The 21,815-nt window shown below is 32.4% G+C and carries 21 protein-coding genes; 17 read left to right on the top strand and 4 right to left on the bottom strand.

Annotated features, from left to right (window positions below):
• The 4 genes from WBQ70_RS07825 to WBQ70_RS07840 form a co-directional block, all read left to right on the top strand.
• Positions 1-725 (top strand): electron transfer flavoprotein subunit beta/FixA family protein (locus WBQ70_RS07825; RefSeq protein WP_423912589.1); only part of this gene is annotated, 725 nt, incomplete at its 5' end.
• Positions 726-802: 77 nt separating this feature from the next.
• Positions 803-1,765, top strand: a complete 963-nt coding sequence (locus WBQ70_RS07830; protein WP_423912592.1) for an electron transfer flavoprotein subunit alpha/FixB family protein — start codon at positions 803-805, stop codon at positions 1,763-1,765.
• 242 nt (positions 1,766-2,007) lie between these two features.
• Positions 2,008-2,634, top strand: coding sequence for a bifunctional nuclease domain-containing protein (locus tag WBQ70_RS07835; protein WP_423912595.1), 627 nt, complete (start codon positions 2,008-2,010; stop codon positions 2,632-2,634).
• A 66-nt stretch (positions 2,635-2,700) separates the two neighbouring features.
• Positions 2,701-3,525 carry a thymidylate synthase gene (locus WBQ70_RS07840; RefSeq protein WP_423912598.1) on the top strand — a complete coding sequence of 275 codons (825 nt, stop codon included), beginning with the start codon at positions 2,701-2,703 and terminating at the stop codon, positions 3,523-3,525.
• Here WBQ70_RS07840 and WBQ70_RS07845 read toward each other — a convergent pair whose 3' ends face one another.
• On the bottom strand, positions 3,526-3,822 hold the full coding sequence (locus tag WBQ70_RS07845; protein ID WP_423912600.1) for an isoamylase early set domain-containing protein: 297 nt from the start codon (positions 3,820-3,822) through the stop codon (positions 3,526-3,528).
• A 236-nt stretch (positions 3,823-4,058) separates the two neighbouring features.
• On the opposite strand from WBQ70_RS07845, the gene WBQ70_RS07850 reads away from it, so the two are divergent.
• The 4 genes from WBQ70_RS07850 to WBQ70_RS07865 all read left to right on the top strand — a co-directional run bounded on the left by WBQ70_RS07850 (position 4,059) and on the right by WBQ70_RS07865 (position 6,893).
• Entirely contained in the window at positions 4,059-4,391 is a 333-nt protein-coding gene (locus WBQ70_RS07850; RefSeq protein WP_423912601.1) for a 2TM domain-containing protein, read from the top strand.
• 10 nt (positions 4,392-4,401) lie between these two features.
• Complete coding sequence (locus WBQ70_RS07855; RefSeq protein ID WP_423912604.1) at positions 4,402-4,896, top strand: dihydrofolate reductase; 495 nt, start codon at positions 4,402-4,404, stop codon at positions 4,894-4,896.
• A 535-nt stretch (positions 4,897-5,431) separates the two neighbouring features.
• The gene (gene ubiE, locus WBQ70_RS07860; RefSeq protein WP_423912606.1) at positions 5,432-6,163 is read left to right on the top strand and encodes a bifunctional demethylmenaquinone methyltransferase/2-methoxy-6-polyprenyl-1,4-benzoquinol methylase UbiE; all 732 of its coding nucleotides are present in this window, start codon (positions 5,432-5,434) and stop codon (positions 6,161-6,163) included.
• A gap of 22 nt (positions 6,164-6,185) precedes the next feature.
• On the top strand, positions 6,186-6,893 hold the full coding sequence (locus WBQ70_RS07865) for a porin family protein (RefSeq protein ID WP_423912609.1): 708 nt from the start codon (positions 6,186-6,188) through the stop codon (positions 6,891-6,893).
• Here the strand turns inward: WBQ70_RS07865 and WBQ70_RS07870 are convergent.
• A complete protein-coding gene (locus WBQ70_RS07870) occupies positions 6,890-7,618 on the bottom strand; it encodes a TrmH family RNA methyltransferase (protein WP_423912612.1) in 729 nt (242 codons plus the stop codon). The genes WBQ70_RS07865 and WBQ70_RS07870 overlap by 4 nt on opposite strands.
• Positions 7,619-7,655: 37 nt before the next feature.
• Between WBQ70_RS07870 and WBQ70_RS07875 the strand changes: the two genes are divergently transcribed.
• The 3 genes from WBQ70_RS07875 to accD all read left to right on the top strand — a co-directional run bounded on the left by WBQ70_RS07875 (position 7,656) and on the right by accD (position 12,277).
• Positions 7,656-10,211 carry a BamA/TamA family outer membrane protein gene (locus WBQ70_RS07875; RefSeq protein ID WP_423912615.1) on the top strand — a complete coding sequence of 852 codons (2,556 nt, stop codon included), beginning with the start codon at positions 7,656-7,658 and terminating at the stop codon, positions 10,209-10,211.
• Positions 10,212-10,273: 62 nt separating this feature from the next.
• Positions 10,274-11,341, top strand: a complete 1,068-nt coding sequence (gene fbaA / locus WBQ70_RS07880; RefSeq protein ID WP_423912618.1) for a class II fructose-bisphosphate aldolase — start codon at positions 10,274-10,276, stop codon at positions 11,339-11,341.
• A gap of 81 nt (positions 11,342-11,422) precedes the next feature.
• Positions 11,423-12,277: an acetyl-CoA carboxylase, carboxyltransferase subunit beta gene (gene accD, locus WBQ70_RS07885; protein ID WP_423912621.1), complete on the top strand. Its 855-nt coding sequence runs from the start codon at positions 11,423-11,425 to the stop codon at positions 12,275-12,277.
• A 92-nt stretch (positions 12,278-12,369) separates the two neighbouring features.
• Here the strand turns inward: accD and WBQ70_RS07890 are convergent, their stop codons facing one another.
• On the bottom strand, positions 12,370-13,620 hold the full coding sequence (locus tag WBQ70_RS07890) for an ABC transporter permease (protein WP_423912624.1): 1,251 nt from the start codon (positions 13,618-13,620) through the stop codon (positions 12,370-12,372).
• Positions 13,621-13,817: 197 nt separating this feature from the next.
• On the opposite strand from WBQ70_RS07890, the gene purH reads away from it, so the two are divergent.
• The 6 genes from purH to rodA all read left to right on the top strand — a co-directional run bounded on the left by purH (position 13,818) and on the right by rodA (position 21,023).
• Positions 13,818-15,344, top strand: coding sequence for a bifunctional phosphoribosylaminoimidazolecarboxamide formyltransferase/IMP cyclohydrolase (gene purH / locus WBQ70_RS07895; RefSeq protein WP_423912626.1), 1,527 nt, complete (start codon positions 13,818-13,820; stop codon positions 15,342-15,344).
• 53 nt (positions 15,345-15,397) lie between these two features.
• Positions 15,398-16,426 carry a rod shape-determining protein gene (locus WBQ70_RS07900; RefSeq protein ID WP_423912628.1) on the top strand — a complete coding sequence of 343 codons (1,029 nt, stop codon included), beginning with the start codon at positions 15,398-15,400 and terminating at the stop codon, positions 16,424-16,426.
• Between the two features lie 95 nt (positions 16,427-16,521).
• Entirely contained in the window at positions 16,522-17,349 is an 828-nt protein-coding gene (gene mreC, locus WBQ70_RS07905; protein ID WP_423912631.1) for a rod shape-determining protein MreC, read from the top strand.
• The gene (locus WBQ70_RS07910; protein ID WP_423912634.1) at positions 17,342-17,848 is read left to right on the top strand and encodes a rod shape-determining protein MreD; all 507 of its coding nucleotides are present in this window, start codon (positions 17,342-17,344) and stop codon (positions 17,846-17,848) included. Before mreC ends, WBQ70_RS07910 begins: the two co-directional genes overlap by 8 nt.
• Complete coding sequence (gene mrdA, locus WBQ70_RS07915) at positions 17,845-19,779, top strand: penicillin-binding protein 2 (RefSeq protein WP_423912637.1); 1,935 nt, start codon at positions 17,845-17,847, stop codon at positions 19,777-19,779. Before WBQ70_RS07910 ends, mrdA begins: the two co-directional genes overlap by 4 nt.
• Positions 19,780-19,790: 11 nt before the next feature.
• A complete protein-coding gene (gene rodA, locus WBQ70_RS07920) occupies positions 19,791-21,023 on the top strand; it encodes a rod shape-determining protein RodA (protein WP_423912640.1) in 1,233 nt (410 codons plus the stop codon).
• Positions 21,024-21,036: 13 nt separating this feature from the next.
• On the opposite strand, the gene WBQ70_RS07925 is transcribed toward rodA, so the two are convergent.
• Positions 21,037-21,774 (bottom strand): DNA/RNA non-specific endonuclease, encoded by a 738-nt coding sequence (locus WBQ70_RS07925; protein WP_423912642.1) that lies wholly within the window; start codon positions 21,772-21,774, stop codon positions 21,037-21,039.
• Positions 21,775-21,815: the final 41 nt, after the last annotated feature.

A 21,815-nucleotide genomic window follows, 5' to 3' on the forward strand; every position in this document is an offset into this window, starting at 1 on the left:
GTCATGTTCCTGATACTACTTCGAAAATTAACTTCACTAATAACGACTCTGAATTTGACACAAACGGCGTACAATTTGTAATCAATCCAAATGACGAATTCGGATTAACACGTGCTATTTGGTTCCAAGAAAAACAAGGAGCAACTGTTACTGTAATCAATGTAGGTGGAGCAGAAACTGAACCTACGTTAAGAAAAGCATTAGCCATAGGCGCAAATGAAGCTATAAGAATAAACACAACTCCTACTGATGGTTTTTATGTTGCTAAACAATTATCCGAAGTCATCAAAAATGGCGGATACGATTTAGTTATTGCAGGTAAAGAATCATTAGACTATAATGGCGGAATGGTTCCAGGCATGATTGCAGGGATCTTAGGCTATAATTTCGTTAATGCATGTACAGACATTTCTATAGAAGGCACCAACGCTCAAATTGTTCGTGAAATTGACGGAGGTAAAGAAACTGTTTCAACATCACTTCCTTTAATTATTGGAGGTCAAAAAGGATTAGTTGAAGAGAAAGATTTGCGCATCCCGAACATGAGAGGGATTATGACTGCAAGAACTAAAGTTTTGACAGTTATAGAACCAATTGATGCAGCAACAAATACTAAGGCAGTAAAATTTGAAAAACCAGCACCAAAATCTGCCGTAAAATTGATTCCTGCAGATAATTTAGATGAATTAATTAATTTATTACACAACGAAGCTAAAGTAATTTAAAAAATTTAGCATTTGGGATTTAGGATTCTTTGAGAAATCCTAAATCCTAAATTTTAAATCTAAAATCTATAATCACCATGTCTATATTAATATACACAGAATCTACCGAAGGGAAATTCAAAAAAGTAGCTTTTGAATTAGCTTCTTACGCAAAAAAAGTAGCAGAAACACTAGGAACAACTGTTACAGCGATTAGCTTCAACACAAACGATGTTTCGGACTTAGCAAAGTATGGCGTTGATAAAGTACTAAAAATAAACAACGACAAATTAACTAGCTTTAATGCCAAAGGATATGCAGATGCCATCAAACAAGCTGCTCAAAAAGAAAACGCTAAATTAATTTTGCTTTCTTCAACAACTGACAGCCACTATCTTTCACCATTAGTAGCTGTTTCACTAGAAGCTGGTTTAGTAACCAATGTAGTAGGATTACCTATTAGCACTACTCCTTTTCAAGTTAAACGAACTGCCTTTTCAAACAAAGCATTCAATACTACTGAAATCAACACCGATATAAAAATACTCGGATTAGCTAAAAACTCTTTTGGAATCATCGAAACCCCTTCTTCACTTTCAGAAGAAGATTTCTCACCAAATTTAAATGACGCTGATTTTAACATCAAAATAGAATCAACAGAAAAAGCATCTGGAAAAGTATCAATAGCTGATGCCGACATCGTAGTTTCTGGAGGTCGTGGATTAAAAGGACCTGAAAACTGGGGATTGATCGAAGATTTAGCAACAGTTCTTGGTGCAGCAACTGCTTGTTCTAAACCTGTTTCAGATTTAGGATGGAGACCACATGGGGAACACGTAGGGCAAACAGGAAAACCAGTAGCCGCAAATCTATACATAGCCATTGGTATCTCTGGAGCCATTCAGCATATTGCAGGTATTAATGCCTCTAAAGTTAAAGTGGTAATTAACACAGACCCGGAAGCACCTTTCTTCAAAGTAGCTGATTACGGAATCGTAGGAGACGCCTTTGAAGTAGTACCCCAATTAATTGAAAAACTGAAAGCTTTCAAAGCACAATAAACAAGCCCAAAGTTTTATAAAACATTTAAAAGAGCTGTTATAATTAAATTTATAGTAGCTCTTTTTTGTATAAGCAGACTTTATTATTTTTTGTCTTTATCCCCTTGTTTACTTTTGAAGGTAAGAAAAGATTTTGTTTCTTTGTAGGCTAATCATTTCCATTTATGTACTTTCATTTAAAAATATGATTATCGAAACAATTCTTTGATTTTAGTATCTAAAATCTAAAACCTAAAATTAACATGAGTTTAGTTAAACTATCTATAAAAGGCATTTCATACAGTCAAACTCAAAACGGAGCTTATGCTTTGATTCTAAACGAGGTTGACGGAGAAAGAAAACTCCCTATTGTCATAGGAGCGTTTGAAGCACAATCTATCGCTATTGCTTTAGAAAAAGAAATCAAACCACCTCGCCCATTAACACATGATTTATTTAAAAATTTTGCTGAGCGTTTTGACATTATCGTAAAACAAGTTATTATTCACAAACTAGTTGATGGCGTTTTTTACTCAAGCATAATTTGCGAAAGAGACAAAATTGAAGAGATAATAGATGCTAGAACATCTGATGCTATCGCATTAGCATTACGTTTTAACGCACCAATTTTTACCTATAAAAACATCCTTGACAAAGCTGGAATTTTCTTAAAAGCAAATCCACAAGAAACAGATAAAGACTCGCAAGAAATAGACGATATCCTCTCTAATCCAGAAACTTTCGGAAATGAAGATGAACATGCTAATGGACGTCCTTATATTAAAAACAGTCTTCAAGAATTAACTGAATTACTAGAACAAGCGGTAAGTCATGAAGACTATGAAAAAGCAGCAAAAATCAGAGACGAAATTTCAAAAAGAGAATCTTGAAAAGCATAATTAAGAACTTATTTACTCGTTAATTATTTAAACAATTGTCCCAAAATCATACATACTATGAAGCAATATTTAGATTTAGTACAACACGTAATTGAAAACGGAAACCAAAAAGGGGATCGCACAGGGACAGGAACTAAAAGTGTTTTTGGATACCAAATGCGTTTTGATTTAAACGAAGGCTTCCCAATGGTCACTACTAAAAAACTACATCTAAAATCAATTATTTATGAACTATTATGGTTCCTAAAAGGCGATACAAATATTGAATACCTTCAAAAAAATGGAGTAAAAATCTGGGATGCTTGGGCTAATGAGAATGGAGATCTAGGCCCTGTTTATGGACACCAATGGAGGAATTGGAACAGTGAAGAAATTGATCAAATTAAAGATTTAATCAACGAATTAAAAACAAATCCAAACAGCCGTAGAATGCTTGTTTCGGCTTGGAATCCGTCTGTTCTTCCTGACACGACGAAATCATTTTCAGAAAACGTAGCCAATAATAAAGCAGCTTTACCTCCTTGTCATGCTTTTTTTCAGTTTTACGTAGCAGACGGAAAACTTTCTTGTCAACTATACCAGCGTAGTGCTGATATATTCTTAGGTGTACCTTTCAACATTGCATCATATGCATTACTGACTATGATGATCGCTCAAGTATGCAATCTAGGACTTGGGGATTTCATACACACTTTTGGAGACGCACACATCTACAACAACCACTTTGAGCAACTTGAATTACAATTATCACGGGAACCAAAACCATTACCTAAAATGATGCTGAATCCCGAGATAAAAAATATTTTTGATTTTGACTTTGAGGACTTCACTTTAGTCGGATACGAACCTCATGCAGGTATAAAAGGAATTGTAGCTGTTTAATTAAACTACTACAACACCATTTTCAGTACCAGCAAATTCATTCCATTTAAAAGAATCAGCTTCCTCATCATTTACATATGTACCATCAACTACATATTTAAATTCGTATGAAGCATTCGTATCTAAATTAAAGACCCCTTTAAAAGTTCCATTTTTTAATTTATTCAAAGCTCCCTCCTCGATATTCCAATTGTTAAAATCGCCTACAACTGATGCATTAAGTGCATCTTTAGCTTCGATAGAAAAAGTAACTTTACAAACTGGTTTTGATTTTATAAATTGTTTCTTAATTGACATAACTATTTCATTTTTAATATTATGAAACAAAGAAAATAAAATATATTTAACTTTGTACAAAACAACACCGATTTAGGATAATAACATTCAAGATGTTAATTTTTAACATATTTGGTAAAAATTAGAAACCAAAGTTTAACATCATGAAAAAGAAATCGTTTTCTAAATAATTAATAACTTCCTAAAATAGTATCATAACAAATTAAATTTTATCTTTATTTTTTAAATTTGATCCCATGGAAAGAGAACACCACGAATTATACGAGTATGCACGCAGACGGATAAAACAAAAAAAAAGGCTCTATTTTCATTTTGTTTTACTTATTTCCTTTAGTTTATTTCTTTTTTTATCTACTAAAATATTCACAACCACTATAAACCACAACTGGTTTATATTTGGAATTACAATTTGGACTTTTCTCTTTCTATTACATTTTATAAAAGTTTATATTACCGATCGCTTTATGAACAAAAACTGGGAGCGTGAACAAATCGATCGAATGGTTGGATTACAACAAAAAAAAATAAACGAATTACAACAAAAGATAAACGAGGAAACGATCTCATAAACAAAACCAAATGATTACAATGATTGCTGCTGCTGCAGAAAACAATGCTTTAGGAAAAAACAACGAACTCGTTTGGCATTTACCTAATGATTTCAAAAGATTCAAATCACTAACAACAGGACATCATATCATCATGGGAAGGAAAACTTTTGAAAGTTTCCCAAAACCACTTCCTAATAGAACTCATATTGTAATTAGCCGTCAGGATGACTATAAACCAGAAGGATGCATTGTTGTTAATAGTATAAACGAAGCTTTAAGAATTAGCCCTAAAGACGAAGACACCTTTATCATTGGCGGAGGGGAAATCTACAAACTAGCTCTTCCTTATTCAAACAAAATAGAACTCACAAGAGTACACCACACTTTTGAAGCCGATGCTTTCTTTCCTGAAATAGATGAAGACGAATGGAAACTGAGTGAATCTGAATTCCATTCAAAAGATGACAAGCATCTTTTTGATTACACCTATCAAACCTATATTAAAAAAACAAAAGCACCCTAGTAGACTAGGGTGCTTGTTTTTCAATGATTAGGAAAAGTAGCCTTTCTTAGAGCAGAATTTGACAACCTAATATAAATAATGTAAATGTTAAGAAACCTCCAGTTATGAAGATGATAACATTTGATGTTTTTTTGAGAGTACATCTCAAAGTAGCCTCTAATACCAAATACCACGAAGGCATTAAAGACAAAGAAAATTAAAATTTCCAAAAACAAATTTAATCCTAAGAACGTATTTTGCGTTAACAACTTATTACTGTTTTTTTTTAAACAGCACCGTCAAAACAACTCACAAGACAAATGACATAACTAACGCAAAAATCAACCATTTGATTAGACTTATCAATTCCTTTGTAATCATTGATTATAAATATTACTATTTATAATGTAAAATTCGACATTAAATCCATAGAACACAATACCCACTTTTAGTGATATTTCAATAAACTTTAAAACTTTTATTTTACCTCTATTTCTAATTCTAAATTAAAGTTCAAAAGAGATTGTATTATATTTGTAAAAAAATTAGCAATACAATGTCAAAAAACATAACCCCTTATAAAGATTCAACATTAAGCAAAAAAGAACAAGTTGCAAAAATGTTTGACACTATATCAGGCAATTACGACAACTTAAATCGAGTGATCTCATTTGGAATAGATGTAAAATGGCGCAAAAAAGTCCTTCAAATCGTCAAAAAGTCAAACCCTTCAACCATATTAGACATTGCAACAGGAACTGGTGATCTAGCCATTTTGATGGCTGAAACCAACGCTGAAAAAATAATCGGACTCGATATTTCAGCTGGCATGCTTGAAGTAGGTAAAGAAAAAATTGCAACAAAAGGACTATCCAACATTATTGAAATGGTTTTGGCAGATTCAGAAAACATTCCTTTTGAAGATAATTTTTTTGATGCCATTACAGTAGCCTTTGGTGTTCGTAATTTTGAACATCTTGAAAAAGGATTACATGAAATTTTGAGAGTATTAAAACCTAATGGTATTTTTGTTATTTTAGAAACTTCGATACCTGAAAAAACACCTTACAAACAGGGGTATAATTTTTACAGTAAAAACATACTACCTCTAATTGGTAAACTATTTTCCAAGGATAATGTTGCTTATGGATACCTATCAGAATCAGCAGCACAATTTCCTTATGGTGAAGCGTTAAACAATATTTTAATAAAAATTGGGTTTATAGATGTAACGGCTACGCCTCAAACTTTTGGAGTAGCAACAATCTATTCAGCATCAAAAAAATAACAAAGACATTCATTAAGTATATATGAAAAAAATAACACTCTTTTTAATTTTACTCACACTATCACTTAAAGGAATGGCTCAAACGGGCACAAATATTTTTGGTAAAGATCCTATCATTCACTTAGAAAATTTCCAAAAACAAAGAGTCTATTTTGGTTATTTTTTAGGCTTTAATTCATTTGATTTCAAAATTGACTACAAAAATGTAGGGCAAGATATTCAAGTAAAAAAGACAACAGGATTTAATGTGGGAGTAGTAGCTGACCTTAAACTCCATCAATATGTTAATTTACGATTCGAACCTGGATTGTACTATACCAAAAGAGATTTATCTTTTCCGGGCTTTACTAACCAAATTGATGTTCTTAGAGAAGTAAACAGTACTTACATCCACTTTCCTCTGCTCTTAAAATTTTCTTCATTGAGAACAGGAAACATTCGTCCTTATTTATTAAGTGGCGTCTCTGCAACGCTAAACTTATCGAGTAATTCCAAATCGTTAGACGATAATTATGAACAAAAATTTAGAGTTAAATCTTGGTCTGCTAATTACGAGTTAGGTTTTGGAATCGATATTTATTCGGAATATTTTATCTTTTCGCCATCAATAAGAGGTCTATTCGGACTTACAGACGAATTAATCCGAGACAATGATCCTAACAGTCCATGGACTAGCAATATAGATTCTATAAAAAATCGAGCTATATTAATCAATTTTACATTTCATTAATATTCTCGCCTAAACTCACTTAATACAATTGCTGTAGCGGTGGCTACATTTAAACTTTCTGTTTTTTGAAGATTCCCAAATCGAGGAATAGTAAGTCTATTTGAAATCATTTCCTCCAACTCAAGAGAAATTCCATTTGCCTCATTTCCCATAATAAGTATCCCTTCTTGAGGCAAACTAGTTTTATAAATATTTTGTCCCTCCATAAAAGTTCCAAAAACAGGAACTTTAGCCTGACTAATATATTTTTTTAAATCAATATAACTCACATTAACTCTAGCAATAGACCCCATAGTTGCTTGAACCACTTTTGGATTATAAATATCTACTGTCTCGATTGTACATACTAATTGTTTAATTCCAAACCAGTCACAAAGTCTTAGTATTGTACCCATATTTCCAGGATCACGCACAGAATCAAGAGCCAAAATTAATCCTAAATCTTCAATAGGCTTCTCATTTGGTATTTTGAAAATGGCTAAACAACTGTTAGGAGTTGCCAATGCAGAAATTTTCTTTAAATCAGCCTCCTGAATAGTTATTTTAAATGAAGACGAAACTTCTCTAAAATCATCCTTGGTAGTGTACAAATTGACTAATTCAAAATTAGAATCCAATAACTCCTGAATTACCTTTATGCCTTCAGCAAAAAACAATTTATGTGCTATTCGATACTTTTTTTGCTGTAAACTAGTTATAAGTTTTATTTGGTTTTTACTAACCATAAAATTATGTACTTTTGAATTAAATATTTTAGACACCTTGAAACAAATTTCAACAAAAATATCATTTATTATTATAATAGGAATAATTATATCCGCATGTAATGCGGAAAAAAGAGTTCCAGAAGGCAAACATCTACTTACAAAAAACAAAATCGTAGTAAATGGTAAAAATTCAAATGATGAAACAGTAAGTGATCAACTATACCAAAAACCAAACGGAACATTACTAGGTTTTAAGTTGCGACTTAACCTTTATAATTTAGCTAATCTAAATCCCGATTCTACTTACCAAGCAAAATTCATTAATGACCCTGAAAAATACAAACGCAAATCTAACTGGTTATCAGCAAAACAAGTAAATCGACTTGGTAAATCTTTTTGGTATCACGGCATACATGATTTCTTAAAAAAAACAGGAGAAGCTCCCGTAATAATTGACTCTGCTAAAACTGAAAAATCAGTTTCGAGACTTAAGTTTCACTATTTCAATAATGGTTTCTTTAACATTAAAGCTAACTATGAAATTGATAGCCTTACCCAAAAAAAAGCTCAAGTAAAATACAATATTACTACTGGAAATCCTTATTTACTTGATACCATAAGCACTTCAATAGCAACACCAGCCTTAGATTCATTGTACAAATTAAGACAAAATAGTAGTTTAATAAAATCAGGTGAACAATATAAAACGATCGATTTTGAAGAAGAAAAGAACAGAATAACAACACTCTTCAGAAACCGTGGGGTTTATTATTTTCAACCCACCTACATCAACTTTGATATTGATACTATTCAGAAACAAAACAAAGCTAATGTAAACCTTATCATTAATAATTATTCCTATCAAGATAAAGATTCTACTAAAACAGAACCTTTTAAAAGATATAAAATTAGTGATGTAAATATATATACTGACTATTCCTCAAACAATAGTAATAGAACAATCAAAGACAGTACTACTTATAAAAACTTTAATTTATATAGTCATGAGAAATTAAAATACAAGCCCTATGCCATTACTGATGCTGTATTTATAACTAAAGGAAGCTATTTTGCCGATACCAAAACGGTTCTCACAACTCGCTACCTTAACAATCTAAAGATATTTAATTATCCAAGTATTCAATATGAGGTTGACAAAAGAGATACTACTAAAAGCTCATTAATTGCAAAAATCTATTTGACACCTAGAAAAAAATACAGTTTTGGAACTTCTGCTGATGTTACTCACTCAAACATTCAAGATATTGGAATATCCCTAAGTCCAGCCCTTACTATAAGAAATATCTTTAATGGAGCTGAAACACTAGAGATTTCTGCTCATGGTACTATTGGTTCCTCAAAAAGCTTAGCTAATCCAAAAAACCAATTCTTTAATGTCTCAGAATATGGTGTCGATTTTAAATTAGGTTTCCCAAGAATACTACTACCTTTTGGAACTGAAAAAATCATACCTAAAAGCATGATTCCTTCCACAACAGTTTCCTTTGGCTTCACCAAACAAACAAATATAGGTTTAGATAAAGAAAATTTCACTGGGGCATTTACTTACAACTGGACACCACAACGTAACAACACGGCTCGAGTAGACCTATTTAACATTCAATTTGTAAACAACTTAAATCCGCAAAACTACTTTAATGTTTACACGTCTTCCTATAATGCATTAAATGCACTCGCTAAAAAGTACAATACAAATCCTGATTATGTTGACTCAAATAATAACTTAACAATTGACAATGGAACTTCAAATTTCATTGCGGACGCTCTATTATTAGGTACAAGCTTACAACCTCAAGACAAAGAATATAAAGACATCGTTAGTATCACCGAAAGAAGAATACGCTTAAGCGAAAACAATTTCATCTTAGCTTCAAACTATTCTTTTACAAAAACCACGAAAAAGGATATCAAAGACAATGATTTTCATCAATTTAAAGCTAAAATAGAATCTGCAGGATCTTTATTATCATTGATTTCAGAAGCTGCAAAATTACCTAAAAATAACGAAGGAAATCATGAGATCTTCAATTTAGCCTATTCAGAATATATAAAAACCGAGTTTGACTACATTAAACATTGGGAACTACCCAGACAAAAAGTTTTAGCTATTAGAACTTTTTTTGGTATTGCAATACCTTTTGGGAATTCAGATTATATTCCGTTTACAAGAAGTTACTTTGCGGGTGGTTCAAATGACAACAGAGCATGGCAGCCCTATAGTTTAGGACCAGGAAGTAGTCAATCAGAATTAGACTTTAATGAAGCAAATATGAAAATTGCATTGAGTGCTGAATTTAGATTTAACATCTATAATAATCTAAAAGGGGCTTTATTTGCCGACGCTGGAAACATATGGAACATACAAGATAATGTTACTGATGAAGAATCCAGATTTGATAATTTAAAAGACCTAAAAGATTTGGCTTTAGGAACTGGTTTTGGTTTACGATATGATTTTAATTTTTTTGTAGTACGATTTGACATGGGTTTTAAAACCATCAATCCAGCCAATAAAACAGATGAAAAATGGCTTACCGATTTTACTTTTTCTAGGTCTGTTTTAAATTTTGGTATAAATTACCCTTTCTAATCCTATTTAATTCTTATTTTTGCAGTCTTAACTAGAAACTAGAATATCTAAAAACAATTAAAATGGCACACAACATTAAACCGGGCGTAGCTACTGGAGATCAAGTTCAAGAAATTTTCAACTATGCAAAAGAAAAAGGTTTTGCAATTCCAGCGGTAAACGTAACTGGCTCAAGCACTATCAATGGTGTACTTGAAACTGCAGCAAAACTAAATGCTCCTGTTATTATTCAATTCTCTAATGGAGGCGCACAATTCAATGCTGGTAAAGGATTATCAAATGCGAACGAAAAATCAGCTATCGCTGGTGGTATTGCTGGTGCAAAACATGTTCACGCATTAGCAGAAGCATATGGTGCAACTGTAATCCTACATACTGACCACTGTGCAAAAAAATTATTACCATGGATTGATGGTTTATTAGATGCTTCAGAAGAACATTTTGCAGCAACTGGAAAACCTTTATACTCTTCTCATATGATTGACTTATCTGAAGAATCAATCGAAGAAAATATCGAAATCTGCAAAGGCTACCTAGCAAGAATGAGTAAAATGGGTATGACTCTTGAAATCGAATTAGGTATTACCGGTGGTGAAGAAGATGGTGTTGACAACTCTGATGTTGATAGCTCTAAATTATACACGCAACCAGAAGAAGTAGCTTATGCTTACGAAGAACTTTCTAAAGTAAGTCCTAAATTCACTATTGCAGCTGCTTTTGGTAATGTCCATGGTGTTTACAAACCAGGTAACGTAAAATTAACTCCAAAAATCTTAAAAAACTCTCAAGAGTACATTCAAGATAAATACAAAACTGAAAGTAATCCTATTGATTTCGTTTTCCACGGTGGATCTGGATCTACAGTTGAAGAAATCAGAGAAGCAATTGGTTACGGAGTTATCAAAATGAATATTGATACTGACTTACAATTTGCTTACACAGAAGGTATCCGCGATTATATGGTTAACAATATTGAGTACTTAAAAACTCAAATTGGTAATCCTGATGGATCAGATGTTCCTAACAAAAAATACTACGATCCAAGAAAATGGATTCGTGAAAGTGAAGTAACATTCAACACAAGACTTGAGCAAGCATTTGCTGACTTAAACAACGTGAATACACTATAAAAGATAAATTATGAGTTATAAATTATGAAAGCCAAAATTTCTAATTTATGACTCATAACTTTTAACTCATAACTCTAAAATATGGCTTGGTTTAAAAGAAAAGAAAAAGGAATTACTACGGCTACCGAAGACAAAATGGATGTTCCAAAAGGTCTATGGTACAAGTCTCCTACTGGGAAAATTATTGACGCTGATGAGCTAGAACGCAACTTATTTGTAAGTCCTGAAGACGGTTTTCACGTTAGAATTGGTAGTGCTACCTATTTTGAAATTTTATTCGACAACAATGAATTTGTTGAATTGGATAAAAACCTAACATCCAAAGACCCTTTGCAATTTGTTGATACAAAAAAATATGCAGATCGTCTAAAAGATGTTATGGAAAAAACCAAACTTAAGGACGCAGTACGTACTGGTGTTGGTAAATCAAAAGGAAAAGACTTAGTGATTTGCTGTATGGATTTTGCTTTTATTGGCGGATCTATGGGAGCTGTAGTAGGTGAAAAAATAGCAAGAGGTATTGACCACGCTATTCAAAACAAATTACCATTTGTAATGATCTCTAAATCAGGAGGAGCCAGAATGATGGAAGCTGCTTATTCTTTAATGCAATTAGCTAAAACATCTGTAAAACTAGCACAACTTGCTGAGGCAAAACTACCTTACATTTCTTTATGTACGGATCCTACAACAGGAGGAACAACTGCTTCATATGCTATGCTAGGTGATATTAATATTGCTGAACCAGGCGCCTTGATTGGTTTTGCTGGACCTCGTGTAGTACGTGATACAACTGGTAAAGATTTACCAGAAGGTTTCCAAACTGCTGAGTTCTTATTAGAACATGGCTTTCTTGACTTTATAACTGCCCGAAAAGAGTTAAAAAACAAGATTAACTTGTATATTGATTTAATTCAAAATAACGAAATTAGATAGTCCACAAGCATCATAAAATCTCAAATCCCAAGGAAATTATTTCTTGGGATTTTTTTTTGGTATAAAAGTAATACTTAAAAAAAACACCCCAATCACATTCCAGTTCTAATTGCCTCAACTGGATCTAATTTTGAAGCCGTAATCGCTGGTATTATTCCTGAAATCAAACCTATTAAAGCAGCCAGTCCTGTCCCTAACAACACATTCCCAATCCCCAACACAAATTCAAAATCTACCATCCTTGTTAGTACAACAGAAATAACCCAAACAAAAAACAACCCAATCAGACCTCCAAAAACAGAAAGCATAATGGATTCGAATAAAAACTGAAACAAAATAAAATGATTTTTGGCTCCCAAAGATTTTTGTATACCAATAAGATTTGTTCTTTCCTTTACCGAAACAAACATAATATTTGCAATTCCAAAACCACCAACAAGCAAAGAGAAGCCACTTATAATCCATCCCACAACATTCATTTGACCAATAATACCATCTATCAAATTTGTAAAACCTGAGAACACATTAATAAAAAAATTATCAATTTCACCATCCTTAACCCCTCTAAAATTTCTTAATTTACTAGCTACTTCCGCTTGATAAGCATCCATATCTACTCCTTTATTAGGCTTCAAAATAACGACTGGTGTCATGCCTGCATTATTATCACCATACATGCGTCGCAAAAAATTAACTGGTAAATAAACCGAAGTATCATTACTATCTCCAAACAAACCTGCTCCTTTTTTCTTCAAAACACCAATAACCGAAAAACGCTGTCCGTATAGCCTAATTTTTTTTTCTATAGGTTCTTCTACTCCAAAGAGATTCTCAGAAACATCAGCTCCCAAAACAATGACTGCTTTACCAGAATTAGCTTCTGATTCATTATAGAAACGACCTTTATCAAACTCTAAACCTTGAATTTTTATAAATTCGGCTGACACCGGTACTATATTAATATCACTTATTATTTTCTCCTCATATTTCAAGGATTCTTTTTTTACAAACAACTGAAAACCCACTTGATCGGTATTGTTCAATGTTCCTTTCAGATAAACATACTCATCATATTTTACATTTGGAAATTGCTCTCTTTTCCATTGTGGAATCTCAGAAGGTCCAAAAGAAAAACGCATTAAATAAATAGTGTTTTTATCTAAATTACTCAAATCTTTAGTGATTTTTCGATCTAAAGAATCCACAGCGGCGAGCACCGCTATGATTGAAAAAATCCCTATCGTAACTCCAAGCAACGACAACAACGTTCTTAACTTGTTATTCGTCAATGCGTGTAAAGCAAACACAAAGCTTTCCTTCAACAACCGGAGATATAAAAACATTTTTATCAAATTTTTAGAATAGTAAAATTCAACAAATTATATTCAAAAACCTAAAAATAAATACAACAACTATAGAATGAAAAACTTTGCATATAAAATCAATAAAATTATTCATAAAAACCAATTTATCTTTTTCACCAAATAGCTTAATTTTCAGTTTAAAAAACTATTTTTGCACTTTCAAATAACAACTTAAGATGAGCACAACAAAAACAATTCAATCAGCATTAATTTCCGTTTTTTCTAAAGATGGTCTTGAACCTATTGTAAGACAACTTCACAGTAATAATGTAACCATTTACTCTACAGGTGGAACAGAAGATTTTATAAAAAATTTAGGAATTCCTGTTGTACCAGTTGAAGATGTTACTTCTTACCCTTCAATTTTAGGAGGAAGAGTAAAAACATTACATCCAAAAGTTTTTGGAGGCATTTTAAACCGACAAGATCATGAAGGAGACATTCAACAAATGGAAGAATACAATATCCCACAAATTGACTTAGTTATTGTTGACTTATACCCGTTTGAAAAAACAGTTGCTTCTGGAGCAAGTGAGTCTGACATTATCGAAAAAATTGATATTGGTGGAATTTCTTTAATTCGTGCTGCTGCTAAAAACTTTAAAGACACTGTTATTGTCGCTTCTATGAATGAGTACAGCTTGTTCTTAGACATAATTACAAAACAAAACGGAAGTACTTCACTAGAAGACAGAAAATTATTGGCAACAAAAGCGTTCCACGTTTCTTCTCATTATGACGGTGCAATTTTCAACTATTTCAATACCGATGAAACGTATTACAAAGAAAGTATTGAAAAAGGTCAAATATTAAGATATGGAGAAAACCCTCATCAAAAAGGGTTCTTTTTCGGAGATTTTGACGCTATTTTCAAAAAATTACACGGAAAAGAATTATCATACAACAATTTATTAGATGTAGATGCTGCCGTTAATTTGATTAATGAATTCAAAACTGACGGGCCTACATTTGCTATATTAAAACACAACAATGCATGTGGATTAGCCTCAAGAGATTCTATCAGCGAAGCTTACAACGCTGCTTTGGCTTGTGACCCTACTTCTGCTTTTGGAGGCGTATTAATTGCCAACAAAACTATTGATGTAGCTACTGCTACTGAAATCAACAAATTATTCTGTGAGGTAGTGATTGCTCCAGCATATGATGATGCAGCATTGGCTATCCTTCAAGAAAAGAAAAACAGAATCATCTTAATTCAAAACGAAGTGGAGCTACCACAAAGACAAGTAAGAACTTGCCTTAATGGTATCTTGATTCAAGATAGAAATAACATTACAGACAATAAAGCCGACTTAAAAACCGTTACAATTACAAGTCCTACTGAACAAGAGATCGAAGATTTGATTTTTGCTTCAAAAATTTGTAAAAACACAAAATCAAATACTATTGTTTTTGCTAAAAACGGAACATTAATCTCCTCTGGAACAGGTCAAACATCAAGAGTAGATGCCTTACAACAAGCCGTTGAAAAAGCCAAGCATTTTGGTTTTGATTTAACAGGTGCCTCTATGGCAAGTGATGCATTTTTTCCTTTCCCAGACTGTGTAGCTCTTGCAAAAGAAGCAGGAATTACAGCAGTGATTCAACCAGGAGGATCGATTAAAGACGAATTAAGTATTAACTATTGTAACGAAAACAATCTTGCAATGGTATTTACAGGAACTCGTCATTTCAAACATTAATTTGTTTAACTTTGTGCGCAATTATATTTATAACTTTTAACCCAAAATAGTATATGGGATTTTTTGATTTCATGACCGAGGATATTGCGATAGACCTTGGTACCGCTAATACCTTAATTATCCATAACGACAAGGTTGTTATTGACAGTCCCTCGATAGTTGCTAGAGATAGAATTTCAGGGAAAATTATCGCTGTTGGTAAAGAAGCCAATTTGATGCAAGGTAAAACACATGAAAACATTAAAACAATACGACCGTTAAAAGATGGTGTAATTGCTGATTTTGATGCTTCAGAAAAAATGATCAGTATGTTCATCAAAAGCATACCTGCATTAAAGAAAAGAATGTTTACTCCTGCCTTAAGAATGGTAGTTTGTATTCCTTCTGGAATTACTGAAGTAGAAATGAGAGCTGTTAAGGAATCTTGTGAAAGAGTAAACGGTAAAGAAGTCTACCTAATACACGAACCAATGGCTGCAGCAATTGGTATTGGTATTGACATTATGCAGCCAAAAGGAAATATGATTGTTGATATTGGAGGTGGAACAACTGAAATTGCTGTGATTGCATTAGGTGGTATCGTATGTGATAAATCTGTAAAAATTGCAGGTGACGTCTTCACAAATGACATTGTATATTACATGCGTACACAACATAATTTATTTGTTGGAGAAAGCACTGCTGAAAAAATAAAAATTCAAATAGGTGCTGCCATAGAAGATTTAGAAACTCCTCCAGAAGACATGTCTGTTCAAGGTAGAGATCTACTTACAGGTAAACCGAAACAAGTAGAAGTATCATATAGAGAAATTGCCAAAGCATTAGACAAATCAATTCAACGAATTGAAGATGCCGTAATGGAAACGTTATCCCAAACGCCTCCTGAATTAGCAGCAGATATCTACAACACAGGTATCTATTTAGCCGGTGGGGGATCTATGTTAAGAGGCTTAGACAAAAGAATCTCTCAAAAAACAGATTTACCTGTTTATATTGCCGAAGATCCTTTAAGAGCAGTTGTTCGCGGTACAGGAATGGCCCTTAAAAACATAGGTAAATTTAAAAGCATCTTAATTAAATAAGATTTTCTTATATATTTCTGAATTTTATAAAATCTAATAAATTTTATAAATTCAGAATCTTAAGCCTATTTTGAAACACATAATCAAATAAGAGAATGCAGCAAATCTTTAATTTTCTATTCAAAAACAGTAATCGTTTACTGTTTTTGCTGTTATTATGCATTTCGCTTTTGCTTACCATACAATCACACTCTTTTCACAAAAGCAGAATTATTAGTTCGGCTAATTTTGTAAGCGGTGGTGTGTATGAAAAAATCAACAATGTAAGCGAATATTTGAATTTAAGAACTCAAAATGATGCTTTAGCATTAGAAAATGCTAGACTAAAAAGTATATTATTTAAAACAAAAGACACCACTGAGATTAAGAAAATCGAAAGTCTAAAAGGAGTTGCTCCAGATGATATTTTGGTTTCAAAAGTAATCCATAATGTATATAATACACAGGAAAATTTCTTAACTTTAAACTCAGGATCTCTTAAAGGAGTTCAGACCGACATGGGTGTGATTAACAATTTAGGAATTGTAGGCATAGTCGATAAAACTTCTCCAAATTATGCTACCGTACTAAGTGTTTTAAATGAAAAATCTCAGATTAATGCGAAAATAAAAAAATCAAATCATTTTGGTTCTTTAGTTTGGAATGGAAAAAGTACTGGTTTTGTTCAACTTATTGATGTTCCTAGATTAGCTTCGGTACGAAAGGGAGATACGATCGTAACAGGAGGACAATCTGTGATTTTTCCCGAAAATATTAATATTGGAACGATTGACAAAATTTATATTGACAATCAAACTAATTATTACACTTTGAATATTAAACTTTTTAACGACATGACAAATTTAGGTCATGTCTATATTATAAAAAGTAAAAATAGAGTTGAACTTAATAATCTAGAAAAAAACGGTAAAAAAGATGAATAGCACATTGTTAGTCAATATTTTACGGTTTATATTATTATTAGCCGTTCAAATTATCCTTTTCAACAACATGACATTTTTGGGATTTATTATGCCACTTCCTTATATTTTGTTTATATTGTTATATCCAGTTAATGGAAACAAATCAGGATTACTAATCGCAAGTTTTTTATTAGGCCTAACAATGGATTTTTTTTCAAATTCTGGAGGAATACATGCTACTGCCTGCTTGGTACTAGCAAACTTTAGACCATATATTTTTAAATTCTCGTTTGGTGTAAGTTATGAATATCAAACCATTCGAATAAATGATTCCTTAACCCCCGAACGTTTTTCATTCTTACTATTAGCGGTATTATTACATCATATTACTCTATTTATTTTAGAAGCTTTTCAAGTAAATTTCATATGGGATATACTGATTAGATCACTATTAAGCGCCTTATTTACTCTTATTAGTTGCATTATTATAATATATCTTATTAAGCCTGTAAAACGATGAGAAAACTACTGCTGCCATCACTAATTATCATTGCAGCATCATTGCTAGTAATCCGCATATTTTATTTGCAAGTTATCAATGATACCTTCAAATTAAAATCAGAAAATAATGCGATAAAAATAAAATATGATTATCCTGAGAGAGGCTATATATTTGATAGAAACGGAAAACTACTAGTATCCAACCAAGCTTCTTATGATATTATGGTCATCCCTAGAGAACTAAAAAACATAGATACTTTAGAATTTTGTCATCTATTAAATATTACCAAAGAAACATATATTAAAAACATTGAGAAAGCTAAAATTTATAGCCCTAGACTTCCATCCGTTTTTTTAGCACAATTAAACAAAAGTGAATTTGCTGCTTTTCAAGAAAAAATAAGAAAATTTGAAGGGTTTTATTTTCAAAAACGTTCGTTACGTGATTATGATGTGAATTTTGGCGCCAATATTTTTGGTTTTATCACTCAAGTAAACGAAAGATTGATCGAAAAAAATCCTTACTATAAAAGCGGTGATTTAATAGGCCGACAAGGAGTGGAAGAAAACTATGAAGAAATCCTTCGTGGAATAAAGGGCGTAAAATACATTCAAAAAGACAAATACAATAGGGAAATAGGCTCTTACAAAGAAGGGAAATATGACACTATTGCGGTACAAGGTGAAGACATAAACCTAACCATTGATGCCGAAATTCAAAAATACGGTGAAGAATTAATGATAAACAAAAGAGGAGGAATCGTTGCTATCGAGCCTAAAACTGGTGAAATATTAGCCCTAATTACCGCCCCCTCATATGATCCTTCCATTTTAGTAGGAAGACAACGTTCAAAAAACTATACCCTTTTATATAGAGATTCTATCGCAAAACCATTATACGATAGAGGGCTTCTAGCAGAATATCCTCCTGGCTCACCTTTTAAAATTTTAACAGGTTTAATTGCTCTTCAAGAAGGTGTAATTGATGAAACCACTACCGTAATGTGTCATCATGGCTTTAGTTATGCTAGAGGCAGATTTATGAAATGTCATGGTTTTGGCCCCCATCAATTACATAATGGTATCTATAATTCCTGTAACGCCTATTTTGGGACCGTTTATATGAGAACGATAAACAAATACAAGAGCCCTCCTTATGCAGTTGATGTTTGGAGCCAACATGTTAAAAGTTTTGGTTTAGGTCAATTTATGGGATATGATTTACCTACAGGAAAAAGAGGAAAGGTTCCCGATTCAAAAACGTATAAAAAAATGTATCCTGATTGGCGCTGGGACAGCAAAACAATTGTATCGAATGCGATTGGCCAAGGAGAAGTTTTGATGACTCCAATACAATTAGCTAACATGATGGCTGCAGTAGCCAATGAAGGTTATTACTACACTCCTCACATAATCAAAAAAATTAAAGGAGGGGTCATCGATAAAAAGTTTACTACAAAACACGTAACTACCATTGATAAAAAATATTTCAAACCCGTCATAAGCGGATTATTTGACGTTTATAATTTAGGGACAGCTAGTTCTCTTAGAGTAGAAGGAATTGATATTTGTGGAAAAACAGGAACAGCAGAGAATTTTGCAAAGATTAATGGTGTTCGCACAAAACTTGAGGATCACTCTATATTTGTTGCATTTGCCCCTAAAGACAATCCAAAAATTGCCATTGCAGTTATGGTTGAAAATGGAGGTTTTGGATCCACAATAGCAGGGCCAATCGCTAGTTTAATGATTGAAAAATATCTTAGACATAAAATAACGCGAACAGATCTTGAAAAACGTACACTAGAAAGAAGTTTACAAGATCGATATGCTAAATTAGGAGGACTTTCAGAAGCAGTCAAAATGCAATTAAGAATTAAAGATTCTCTTTTGAAAGCAAAAACCACAATACCAGTAGTTAAAAAAGATACCGTTAAAAAAATAAATTAGATCTTCATTAAATGAAAAATCAAAGTTTAACAAGCAATATTGACTGGATTTGTATAATCATCTATAGTTTATTAGTAATTATGGGATGGCTAAACATCTATTCTTCGTCGTTGTCTTCTATGGAGGGAACTTCTGAAAAGCAGCTTGTTTTTATTATTCTAACCATACCCTTAATCTTTATTTTACTTTATGTAGATGGTAAATTATATGAAAAGTATGCTAGTTTGATATACATCATTGGATTATTTTCTTTAGCGGGATTATTTGTTTTTGGTAAAACGATAAAGGGACAAGCCAACTGGTATTCCTTTGGATCGTTTGGTTTACAGCCTTCAGAGTTTGTGAAGACTGCCACTGCCTTAGCCTTAGCCAAGTACCTTAGCGATGTCCAAATAAATTTAAAAGACACCAATAGACAATTACAGGTTCTTGGTATACTAGGTCTCCCTATTATGCTTATCGTTCCACATGATCCTGGAAGCGCGCTAATCTATTGTTTTCTTATTATCGTTTTATATCGTGAAGGATTACCTGCTTGGTATGTATGGACTGGATTTATTGCGATAGTTTTATTTGTTTTAACATTAATCTTAGAGCCACAATATGTTCTTCTAATTGCGTTATTAGCAATTGTATTAATCTATTTCAAATCAAGATTAGGGGATAGAAACATCGTTTTAAGTACTATAATTTTTGTTTTAATATCAGGCTTTGTACTCTCTGTTAGCTATGTTTTTGACAATGTATTCAAGCAACATCACCGAGATCGTTTTAATATCTTATTAGGTAAATCTGTTGATATGAAAGGCATTGGATACAATACAAATCAGTCAGAAATTGCAGTGGGATCAGGAGGATGGTTCGGAAAAGGTTTTCTTGAAGGAACACAAACCAAAGGTGGCTTTGTACCAGAACAACATACCGATTATATATTTACAACAGTAGGTGAAGAATGGGGTTTTGTGGGCTCCTTATTTGTAATTATTATGTTTGTTTGTTTGTTGCTTAGAATTATATATTTGGCCGAACGTCAAAAAACAAAGTTCAGTAGGGTTTATGGTTATTGCGTAGCAAGCATTTTATTTATCCATTTCTTTGTAAATATCGCTATGGTGTTAGGTGTGTTCCCAACCATTGGAGTTCCCTTACCTTTTTTCTCTTATGGAGGTTCAGGACTTTGGGGGTTTACAATTTTGCTTTTTGTTTTTATTAAAATGGACGCAAACAAAGTAAATGAATGGTAATCAATATCTTTAATTAAAAAATCCACGCTTTATAATCCGTATTTTTCTCTAAGGTATCCTCCCACTTATCCTCTAGATTGGAAAAAAAATCAATACCAGTCATTTTTTCAATACTGTCAACGGAAACAATATATTCATAAAGTGCTTTATTACTTTTTATATTAGGCATTAAAAAAGCTATCATTTTGTGCTTGCCTGTTTCATTTTCAAATACAATTTTATAAAAATAATTAGGAACCATAACTTTTTCATTCCCAATTGTTCTTAAGGGCTTATTTAAAACGCCACCTGTAATTACTATCACACCATCATATCTTTCAGCCCAAAAACGTACTTTTTGTTCTAATCTATTCCATATTCCCGCATTAAAATCGTGTAACTGAGGTGAAATATTAGAAGTATAAAAAGTATCGTTATAAGCATTTAAATCAAACTTCATATCACCAGCAGGACAAAGATGTCCTTTGTCGTATCCAGAATTTTTATAATTTCTCCAATCCGCTGATTTAGAATCAACTTTAGGATCTTCTATAAAATAAGGTCTTTTAAAATCGTTATTTTTCACATATTCTTTTTTCAACTCATAAGCTACCCAATCAGCCTGCTCCGCCTCTTCATTATAAGAAATAGTATAATATTGATGTTGGATTACTTGATTAGCACTTGATGTAGGCAAAAAATAAGTCCAATCCTTCACAAGATGATCTGAAACTACGTTTTCTAACTTTAGCTCAGCATCAGCAATAGGCATTGATTTTGTATCCGTTTTACATGCTTGCAAAAGTATAAAAC

The sequence above is a fragment of the Flavobacterium sp. genome, from assembly GCF_049590715.1.
Classification (GTDB): domain Bacteria; phylum Bacteroidota; class Bacteroidia; order Flavobacteriales; family Flavobacteriaceae; genus Flavobacterium.

Excerpts from the sequence above, each read along its gene's own strand:
- WBQ70_RS07830 (WP_423912592.1), top strand. The coding sequence starts at position 803 with ATGTCTATATTAATATACACAGAATCTACCGAAGGGAAATTCAAAAAA.
- WBQ70_RS07835 (WP_423912595.1), top strand. The coding sequence starts at position 2,008 with ATGAGTTTAGTTAAACTATCTATAAAAGGCATTTCATACAGTCAAACT.
- WBQ70_RS07840 (WP_423912598.1), top strand. The coding sequence starts at position 2,701 with ATGAAGCAATATTTAGATTTAGTACAACACGTAATTGAAAACGGAAAC.
- WBQ70_RS07845 (WP_423912600.1), bottom strand. The coding sequence starts at position 3,822 with ATGTCAATTAAGAAACAATTTATAAAATCAAAACCAGTTTGTAAAGTT.
- WBQ70_RS07850 (WP_423912601.1), top strand. The coding sequence starts at position 4,059 with ATGGAAAGAGAACACCACGAATTATACGAGTATGCACGCAGACGGATA.
- WBQ70_RS07855 (WP_423912604.1), top strand. The coding sequence starts at position 4,402 with ATGATTACAATGATTGCTGCTGCTGCAGAAAACAATGCTTTAGGAAAA.
- ubiE (WP_423912606.1), top strand. The coding sequence starts at position 5,432 with ATGTCAAAAAACATAACCCCTTATAAAGATTCAACATTAAGCAAAAAA.
- WBQ70_RS07865 (WP_423912609.1), top strand. The coding sequence starts at position 6,186 with ATGAAAAAAATAACACTCTTTTTAATTTTACTCACACTATCACTTAAA.
- WBQ70_RS07870 (WP_423912612.1), bottom strand. The coding sequence starts at position 7,618 with ATGGTTAGTAAAAACCAAATAAAACTTATAACTAGTTTACAGCAAAAA.
- fbaA (WP_423912618.1), top strand. The coding sequence starts at position 10,274 with ATGGCACACAACATTAAACCGGGCGTAGCTACTGGAGATCAAGTTCAA.
- accD (WP_423912621.1), top strand. The coding sequence starts at position 11,423 with ATGGCTTGGTTTAAAAGAAAAGAAAAAGGAATTACTACGGCTACCGAA.
- WBQ70_RS07890 (WP_423912624.1), bottom strand. The coding sequence starts at position 13,620 with ATGTTTTTATATCTCCGGTTGTTGAAGGAAAGCTTTGTGTTTGCTTTA.
- purH (WP_423912626.1), top strand. The coding sequence starts at position 13,818 with ATGAGCACAACAAAAACAATTCAATCAGCATTAATTTCCGTTTTTTCT.
- WBQ70_RS07900 (WP_423912628.1), top strand. The coding sequence starts at position 15,398 with ATGGGATTTTTTGATTTCATGACCGAGGATATTGCGATAGACCTTGGT.
- mreC (WP_423912631.1), top strand. The coding sequence starts at position 16,522 with ATGCAGCAAATCTTTAATTTTCTATTCAAAAACAGTAATCGTTTACTG.
- WBQ70_RS07910 (WP_423912634.1), top strand. The coding sequence starts at position 17,342 with ATGAATAGCACATTGTTAGTCAATATTTTACGGTTTATATTATTATTA.
- mrdA (WP_423912637.1), top strand. The coding sequence starts at position 17,845 with ATGAGAAAACTACTGCTGCCATCACTAATTATCATTGCAGCATCATTG.
- rodA (WP_423912640.1), top strand. The coding sequence starts at position 19,791 with ATGAAAAATCAAAGTTTAACAAGCAATATTGACTGGATTTGTATAATC.
- WBQ70_RS07925 (WP_423912642.1), bottom strand. The coding sequence starts at position 21,774 with ATGCCTATTGCTGATGCTGAGCTAAAGTTAGAAAACGTAGTTTCAGAT.